This is a genomic window from Candidatus Sordicultor fermentans (genome assembly GCF_012728195.1).
GTDB lineage: Bacteria > Atribacterota > Atribacteria > Atribacterales > Caldatribacteriaceae > Sordicultor > Sordicultor fermentans.
This window is the reverse complement of the sequence record NZ_JAAYFP010000034.1, coordinates 1-7,661: the sequence shown is the minus strand read 5'-3', so window position 1 is coordinate 7,661 and position 7,661 is coordinate 1. Positions and strand designations below refer to the sequence as shown.

Genomic DNA, 7,661 nt, shown 5'->3' with positions numbered 1-7,661 from the left:
GGGGTGACAGACAATGGGATGATAAAACCATTCAGGGGCAGACTAAAAACGGCTCGAAAGTTGCCGGGGTGGCGAACAAAAAGGTGATAGGACCATTCAGGGGTAGCAAAAAAAGAAATTAGGTTATAAGGGATCGGTTTCCCCTTATTGCCGGGTTTATAAGGAGGTCTTTTTTTATACTGGGAAAGAAAAAATGTCTTTCCCAGTAGTTCTTGCTTTTTTATTTAATCCTTCTCAGCGAAAGAGAATCTCACTCCCAACATTTTATTTCTTCTTCCCGACTGGCTCAATTCTTTCCCTGCTGTTTCCCTAGAAAACCATGGAATCTGTATCTTTTAGAGAGTAGGGAAAATAACTTCCACCCCTCTTCACAACTTATATGTCGCTCAAACTGCGAGAATTTTCACTCTCGTCTTGCGGGTAAAAGTCCTACTTCGTTAAAAACAAACTTACAAGAATTTTTCAGATGACATTATCACAGAATAACTACAGGAGCCTTATAAAAGAGTAGAAAATAATCTTGATTAATGTTACAATGTTTAAAATCGTTAGCGTTAACGGTGGGGATATGAATCCTAAAGAAAAAAAATCTTTCACTATCCAGGATATCGCCAAACTAACTGGTTTTTCCATCGGAACAGTGGACCGGGCTCTTCATCATCGAGAGGGGATTAAACCCGAAACCAGGGAAAAAATTTTAGAAGTAGCAGAGCAAGTTGGTTATCGAACCAATCGAGTAGCTAGCGCCCTGAGCCGGAAAAAGCCCCTGGTTTTTGCTGCTGTTTTTCCTCGAGAACTCCACTACTTTTATGATGACGTACGTCGAGGTTTTCAAGATGCCATAGAGAGATTAAAAGACTTCCGAGTTGCTCCTCTTTACAAAGATATAGAAACTCTGGGAAGTGGAGAAGAAGAAGCTCTAAGTTCCCTGCTTTCCCAGGAAATATCGGGAGTAGTCTTTGCTCCCGGTCACTCCCACAGGTTCAATCACCTCATCAACAACTTCACCCAGCGCGGTATACCTGTAGTTGCCGTTTCTACTGATGCTCCGGAAAGTAAAAGATTGACCACCGTTTGTGTTAATCCTCGCAAAAATGGTGAGTTAGCTGGAGAGCTGATGGCTAACTGGGTAAAAGGAGAGGTAGCTATTTTAATAGGTTCTCAAGAAATAGATGACCACTATCAAAAGACAATAGGCTTCCAAGAAGCTTTAGCCCAATTCCAGCCTTCACCTCAACTAGTAGCAATTTTAGAAAGCCAGGAAAGCGAAAACAGAGCGGAAGAAAATACCAGAAAACTCTTAAAAAATCATCCCGAACTTTCTGGTATTTATATCGCTACCGCCAACTCAGTAGGGGTCTGTCGTACCTTAGAGGAAAGTGGTCGGGCTCAAGAGATAAAAGTAATCGCTACCGACCTTTTCCCAGAAGTAGTTCACTACCTTAAAAAGGGGGTGATAAATGCTACTATTTTCCAGAATCCTTATCGGCAGGGTTTCGAGGCTACTATGTCTCTTTTTCAGTTTTTGGTGGAAGGAATAGCTCCTCCGGCTTATCTTTATTTAGAGCCGGTAATAGTAATGAGAAGTAATTTAGAGTTTTATTTCCCAGCTCATTAAGGAGGAAAAAATGAGAAAGTTAACTATAATAAGCATGATTTTTATTGTTTTGGTTTTTGGTTTTTCTCTGGGATATGCAACAGAATTAGCAGTTTGGTCTTCTCCAGATAATGCTGACGCCCTATTTGAATTAGCTCAAAACTTTATGCAGGCACACCCCGAGATACAGATTGAAGTCACTCCCCTTTCCTGGGAAGTTCTATATCCCCGCATCCTGCAAGATATCACTGCTGGTGTAGGAGCCTTCGATGTAACCACCTGGGATTTAATGACCGCCGGCGCTATAGCTCCAGGGATGCTGGATTTAGAAGCTTTTGCTCAGGAACATCCTGATTTAGTAGATCCAGATTTTGATGATGACGATTTTATACCTACCGCCCGCTATATCTATGGCTACTGGGGAGATAAAAGAATTGGTCAACCTTTCTACGGAGCAGCAATGTTCTTCTTTTATCGCCAGGACCTTTTCCAGGATAAAGCCCTGCAAGAGAAATTCCAGGCTCAGTATGGTAGAGAACTCCGAGTTCCAGAAACCTGGCAAGAAGCTAAAGAAGTGGCTCAATTTTTCACTAAGAAGTTTAACCCTGATTCTCCCACTGAATACGGAATAGGTTTAATGTTCCCTCGCACCCATACTCTTTTCTATATGTTTCTCAATTTCTTTGGGCCTTACCGACGCAGCCCGGAAGGTATTGAAAAGTTCGGGGAAGTAGATTTAGATTGGGGAGATTTATTCACTGCTGATCATCAACCAGCTTTCAATTCTGAAGAAGGAGTAAAAGCCATTCAAGATATGATAGACCTCCTTCCCTACTCCTCCGATCCTTTAGGCTCTGACTATGGAGAGACGTTAGAAGCTTTCAGTAAAGGGATGGTAGCCATGGTGCCGCAGTGGACTGCTTGCATGGCCAGCTGGCAGGAATCCCCCGATCTTCAGCCTTTTGAAGAAAAAGTGGGAATTGCTATAATGCCAGGTAAAGCACCGGTTAGTGGAGGTTGGGGAGTAGGAATTAATGCTTTTTCTAAAAATCAAGAAGCAGCTTTTCAGTTTATCCAGTACGCCACCTCTAAGGAGGGAGACAAAATTCAGTGGCTAAAATATCGAGTAGGCCCCACTCGTAAATCGGTTATCGAAGATCCCGAAGTAATTGCCGACGCTCCCTGGCTGAAAGATGTCTATCTTCCTTCTTTAGAGGGAGCTTCTCACCGACCCCGCATCCCGGAAGAACCTCGCGTGGAAGATGTGCTGGTAGGAACTATATCGGAGATTCTTTTGGGACAAGCACCTAATAGCATTGAAACTTTAAATTTAGTAGCAGAAGAGTGGAAAAAAGTTTTGAGTAAATAAAAAGTAGGGGGGTCTCCCCCCTACTTTAAGAGGGGAAAACTATGATGAACTCTAAAAAGAGAAAGCGAACTGGTTTTCTATTGATTCTTCCTCTTTTGATTCTATTTCTTGGCTTAACCATCTATCCTCTCATTTATATGATATATATGTCTTTTCATCAATATTCCCTGGCTTCCTGGGAGGAACCCAGGTTTATTGGATGGGAAAATTACCGAGAGATTCTAAGAGACCGTACCGCCTCCTCGAGTGTTAGCTTTACTTTATTTTTACTTTTCACCGCTGTACCTCTTGAAATCCTTCTGGGAATTGGCATAGCTTTTCTCATCCGGGACGTATGGGGAGAGCGAGCTCTACGGAGCTCTCTAATTATTCCCATGACTATTCCACCGGTAGTGGCTGGTATAGCCTGGAAAATGCTCTACAACTATGAATTTGGCCCTATAAATTATTTTCTCTCTCTTTTCGGCCTTCCTAAAGTCTCCTGGCTGGGAAGTCAGTTTTTTGCCCGCCTGGGGGTACTTCTGATTGATGTGTGGCAGTGGACTCCTTTTATATTTTTAGTAATTTATGCTGGATTGCAATCTATTCCCCGGGACGTAGTAGAGGCAAGTCTCGTAGATGGAGCCAGTGGCTGGTCAGCCATGCGCTATATTGAGTTACCTCTTTTGCGCCCCCTTATCTGGGTAACACTCATTATCCGGGTAATCGATGTTCTAAAACTTTTTGATATCGTTTATATGGTAACTTTTGGTGGCCCGGGGTCAGCCACTCATTCTTACAGTTTTTACATTTACAAAGTGGGGATATCTTTCGGCTGGGATGTAGGGTACGCTTCTGCTTTGAGTGTCATTCTTCTTTTAGTAGTTACTGTTTTAACTAATCTGCTCATTCGTTTTTTGCGTTTATCAGAAACTTTAGGGCTTTAGGAGGAAAAAAAATGAAGTGGTTAACTAAAACAATCAAGTTTATCCTCATCGGAATGGTGATTTTCTTTTTTCTTTTCCCGGTATACTGGTTAGTTACCACAGCTTTTAAAAGAAGTGAAGATTGGTTCACCTGGCCTCCTTCCTTTTTCCCCCAGCATTGGACCCTGGGTAACTTCTTAGGATTAGAAGGAGGATTTTTTGGTAGTGTTACCACTGCTATCTCTACTATTACTCCTTATCTTATCAATAGCATCGTTATAGCGCTATCTGTCGCTTTAATTTCTACCATCATTGCCGCTTTGGCAGCCTATGCCATTTCTCGCTTCAAAGTGGGAGGGATGGGGTTTGTCTCCTGGATCATTTCCATTCGCATGCTCCCCCCCATTGCTGCTGCTCTGCCCCTTTACGTTATTTTCAGTCATCTACACCTGGTTGATACCTGGTGGGCGCTCATTTTATCTCATTTAATATTTACCACTCCTTTCAGTACCTGGATTCTCATCACCTTTTTCAATGAAATTCCTCAAGAGCTGGACGAAGCTGCTTTTGTGGATGGAGCAAATATCGGACAAACTTTCTGGCACATCACTCTGCCTCTCAGTGCCCCGGGACTCGCTTCGGTATCCACTTTAGCTTTTATCCAGAGCTGGGGAGAGTTTCTCATGGCTCTGGTTCTCACCACCAGTAAAAATGCTCAGACTCTTCCCATTTATTTGGGTAGATTTATAACCGGGTGGCGGATAGCCTGGGGGCCACTTGCTGCAGCAGGATTAGTAACCATGCTTCCAGTAGTCGTGTTTTCCCTTCTCATGCAGCGCTATCTCTTGCAAGGTCTCACTTTTGGAGCAGTGAAGGGCTAAAGCTTACTTTTTGCGATGTTTCTCTTTAGTTTTCTTTTTACCTGAACTCGAAGCAACTGGAGAGATAGGTAACGTCACTGAAAAAGTGCTTCCTTTATTCAATTCGCTTTCTACTTCAATTTTTCCCCCATGGGCTTCAGCAATTTCCTGGGCAATGGCCAACCCTAAACCTGTTCCTCCTTCTTCTCGAGAACGAGTCTTATCTACCCGATAGAAGCGCTCAAAAATATGAGGCAGGTCTTGAGAGGGAATACCAGCACCAGTATCAGCAATGGCCACCACTGCCATTTTATCTTTTTGAACAGCTGAGATAGAGACTTTCCCCGTCTTGGTATACTTGATAGCATTCTCCAGAATATTAAACAAAAGTTGTCTTAACCTATCTTTATCTCCTCTTACCACCAGGTCTTTTACCGTCCCCACCTCGAATTCCAGCCCTTTTTCCTGGGCAAGCGCTTCTATACTGGTTGCTAAATCGATAACCAGCTCTCGGAGGTTAACTTCTTCAAAATTGTATTGTTCCCGTCTAATGTCGCTACGAGCTAAAAAAAGCAATTTGTCAATTATTGATGACATATAAGAAGCTTCTTGAGAAATTGTCTCCAAAGCTTCCCTGTATTCTTTCTCTCTTCTCTGTTTACCGAGAGCCAGAGTGGCTTCTGCTTGAATAACAGATAAGGGGGTGCGCAATTCATGAGAAGCATCGGCAGTAAATTGCTGCTGATGGCGAAAAGCATCTTCTAAGCGAGCTATCATCTGGTTTAGAGTAAGAGCTAACCTTCCCAGCTCATCTTCACTATGTACTTCTATCCGATGACTTAAATTTCTCTCTCCTATCTTTTGAGCAGTGCGGGTTATTCGATCTACCGGGCGAAGTGCTCGGTCGGCCAAAAACAATCCTCCAACACCAGCCAAAACCATCATTACTAAACCAGAGAGGATGAAGATGGTACGCAATCTACCCAAAATACTTTTTATTTCATCAAAATAACGACCCACTAATAAAATAAAAGATCGCTCACCTACCGTAATCGGCGCAGCATAGAATCGGATTACTCGACCATAGGTAGTGGTGGTATTAAAAAAAAGAGGGGCTCCTTTGGCTACTTCCCTCACCATCGGAGTAATATCAGGCGCATCAATAAAAGGCCCGGAGCTCTTCCACAGGAAACCTTCAGGATAATAAATTAATATGATTTCTCCTAACTCTCTTTCCATGTCGATATCGATATCTACATCTTCTCCAGCATCTCGTAGTAAACTCCGTAATTTAATAAGTCGATCCTCTAAATTGTTGTCTAAATTCTCATACAAGTTGTGATAAAGAGTAAAATAAGATAAAGCGGCAAAAATAAAAAGTAAAATACCCATAACTATGAGATACCAAACGGTCAAACGAAATTTAACACTTTTAAAAAATTTCATGGTTCTCTTAACCTGTAACCAGCTCCCCTTACCGTTTCAATGATACTCTCTGCCCCTTCCTCATCCAGCTTAAGTCGCAGCCGACGAATATAGACATCTATGACATTAGATATACCTTCAAAATCATAATCCCATACTTTTTCCATAAGCATGGTTCTTGTAACTACCATGTTAGGATGACGCATAAAGTACTCCAAAATTGCATATTCCTTGGCAGTTAATTCGATTTTTTTATCTCCTCGCCACACCTCTCTGGTTAAGGTATCCATCACCAAATTGCCCACCTGAAGTTTTGAAGCTTTAGAAAGAGCTTCTCGCCGCAAAAGCGCTCTTACCCTGGCTACGAGTTCACTAAAAGCAAAAGGTTTCACCAGATAATCATCAGCTCCTGAGTCCAGACCTTTTACCCTATCCTCTACGCTGTCTTTCGCTGTTAGCATCAATATGGGGGTATTAATTCCTCTGATGCGTAACTCCTGACAAATAGTAACTCCATCTTTTTTAGGCAACATAATATCGAGTATTACGAGGTCATAGGAAGCACTTTCAGCCATATATTGCCCTTCTGCTCCATCATAGGCTACATCAACCGAATAGCCTTCCTCCACCAGGCCTTTTTTAATAACTTCAGCTAAACGTTTTTCGTCTTCCACCACTAAAATACGCATTTCATTGTTATTATACTGAAATTTTTCATTTTTCATCTCAAATTAATGTTGAATTCATCACCTTTTCATTTTTCGGGATTATATTATCCTCAGACGAGGAAAAACCCGTCAAAATAAAACAGAGAGGTGATAAGAATGAAAGGGAACCGTTACCTCGTGGGAATTTTGGTGGCACTGTTACTCAGTGTGACATTCAGTGTGGCAGCTTGTGCTCAGGAAGCTATACCAGAGCAACCCATAGCACCAGAGGAAGCACCTGCAGGAGAGCAACCTATTGCTCCGGAAGAACAACCTATGATGCCGGAGGAACCACCTGCACCAGAGCGCTTTCCTATGGATGAAGCCATAAAAGCAGCTTTAACTGTTTTCCCTGAAGCGCAAGCAGTATCCGCCAAGTTTAGTGATCCACTTTTTGGCGACGCGGTGTATTTAATTGAACTCAGCAATGGAATGGAAGTCAAAGTAGATGCTCAAACTGGGGAGGTGTTGGGTAGCACAGAATTATCTGAGCCCAGCCCAGCAGTTACTCTTCTACCCCAAACCACAGTTCCTTTAGAGGAAGCAGTAGGAGTAGCATTAAGCACCAAGCAAGATAGAGCTGCAGTGGAGGCAAAATTGGTAGAAGAAGAAAGTAATATAGTCTATGTCATTAAACTGGATAATGGAGAAGAAATAAGAGTAGACGCAGCCTTAACTGAAGAGACTCCAGCTGAGGAGCCTACCACAGAAGTCGAGGAACAATCTGAGGAGGCTCCAGCTGAGGAAACTCCAGTTGAGGAGCCTGTTTTTTGAAAAAAATAAGCTCCTCCCTAAATC

At 42.5% G+C, this 7,661-nt stretch carries 7 protein-coding genes; 5 read left to right on the top strand and 2 right to left on the bottom strand.

Going from position 1 to position 7,661, the window contains the following annotated elements:
* Positions 1-568 precede the first annotated feature (568 nt).
* From GXZ17_RS01720 to GXZ17_RS01705, 4 genes are read left to right on the top strand one after another with little or no spacing between them, the layout of a single operon-like run.
* Positions 569-1,618: a LacI family DNA-binding transcriptional regulator gene (locus GXZ17_RS01720; protein ID WP_409375566.1), complete on the top strand. Its 1,050-nt coding sequence runs from the start codon at positions 569-571 to the stop codon at positions 1,616-1,618.
* 10 nt (positions 1,619-1,628) lie between these two features.
* Positions 1,629-2,966 (top strand): ABC transporter substrate-binding protein, encoded by a 1,338-nt coding sequence (locus GXZ17_RS01715; RefSeq protein WP_409375565.1) that lies wholly within the window; start codon positions 1,629-1,631, stop codon positions 2,964-2,966.
* A 41-nt stretch (positions 2,967-3,007) separates the two neighbouring features.
* Positions 3,008-3,892, top strand: a complete 885-nt coding sequence (locus GXZ17_RS01710) for a carbohydrate ABC transporter permease (RefSeq protein ID WP_409375564.1) — start codon at positions 3,008-3,010, stop codon at positions 3,890-3,892.
* Positions 3,893-3,903: 11 nt separating this feature from the next.
* Positions 3,904-4,752, top strand: a complete 849-nt coding sequence (locus GXZ17_RS01705; RefSeq protein WP_409375563.1) for a carbohydrate ABC transporter permease — start codon at positions 3,904-3,906, stop codon at positions 4,750-4,752.
* Between the two features lie 3 nt (positions 4,753-4,755).
* Here the strand turns inward: GXZ17_RS01705 and GXZ17_RS01700 are convergent, their stop codons facing one another.
* Together GXZ17_RS01700 and rppA are read right to left on the bottom strand one after the other, a co-directional pair.
* Positions 4,756-6,177 (bottom strand): sensor histidine kinase, encoded by a 1,422-nt coding sequence (locus GXZ17_RS01700; protein ID WP_409375562.1) that lies wholly within the window; start codon positions 6,175-6,177, stop codon positions 4,756-4,758.
* Positions 6,174-6,845: a two-component system response regulator RppA gene (gene rppA, locus GXZ17_RS01695; RefSeq protein WP_409375567.1), complete on the bottom strand. Its 672-nt coding sequence runs from the start codon at positions 6,843-6,845 to the stop codon at positions 6,174-6,176. Before rppA ends, GXZ17_RS01700 begins: the two co-directional genes overlap by 4 nt.
* Positions 6,846-6,980: 135 nt before the next feature.
* On the opposite strand from rppA, the gene GXZ17_RS01690 reads away from it, so the two are divergent.
* On the top strand, positions 6,981-7,637 hold the full coding sequence (locus GXZ17_RS01690; protein WP_409375561.1) for a PepSY domain-containing protein: 657 nt from the start codon (positions 6,981-6,983) through the stop codon (positions 7,635-7,637).
* Positions 7,638-7,661: the final 24 nt, after the last annotated feature.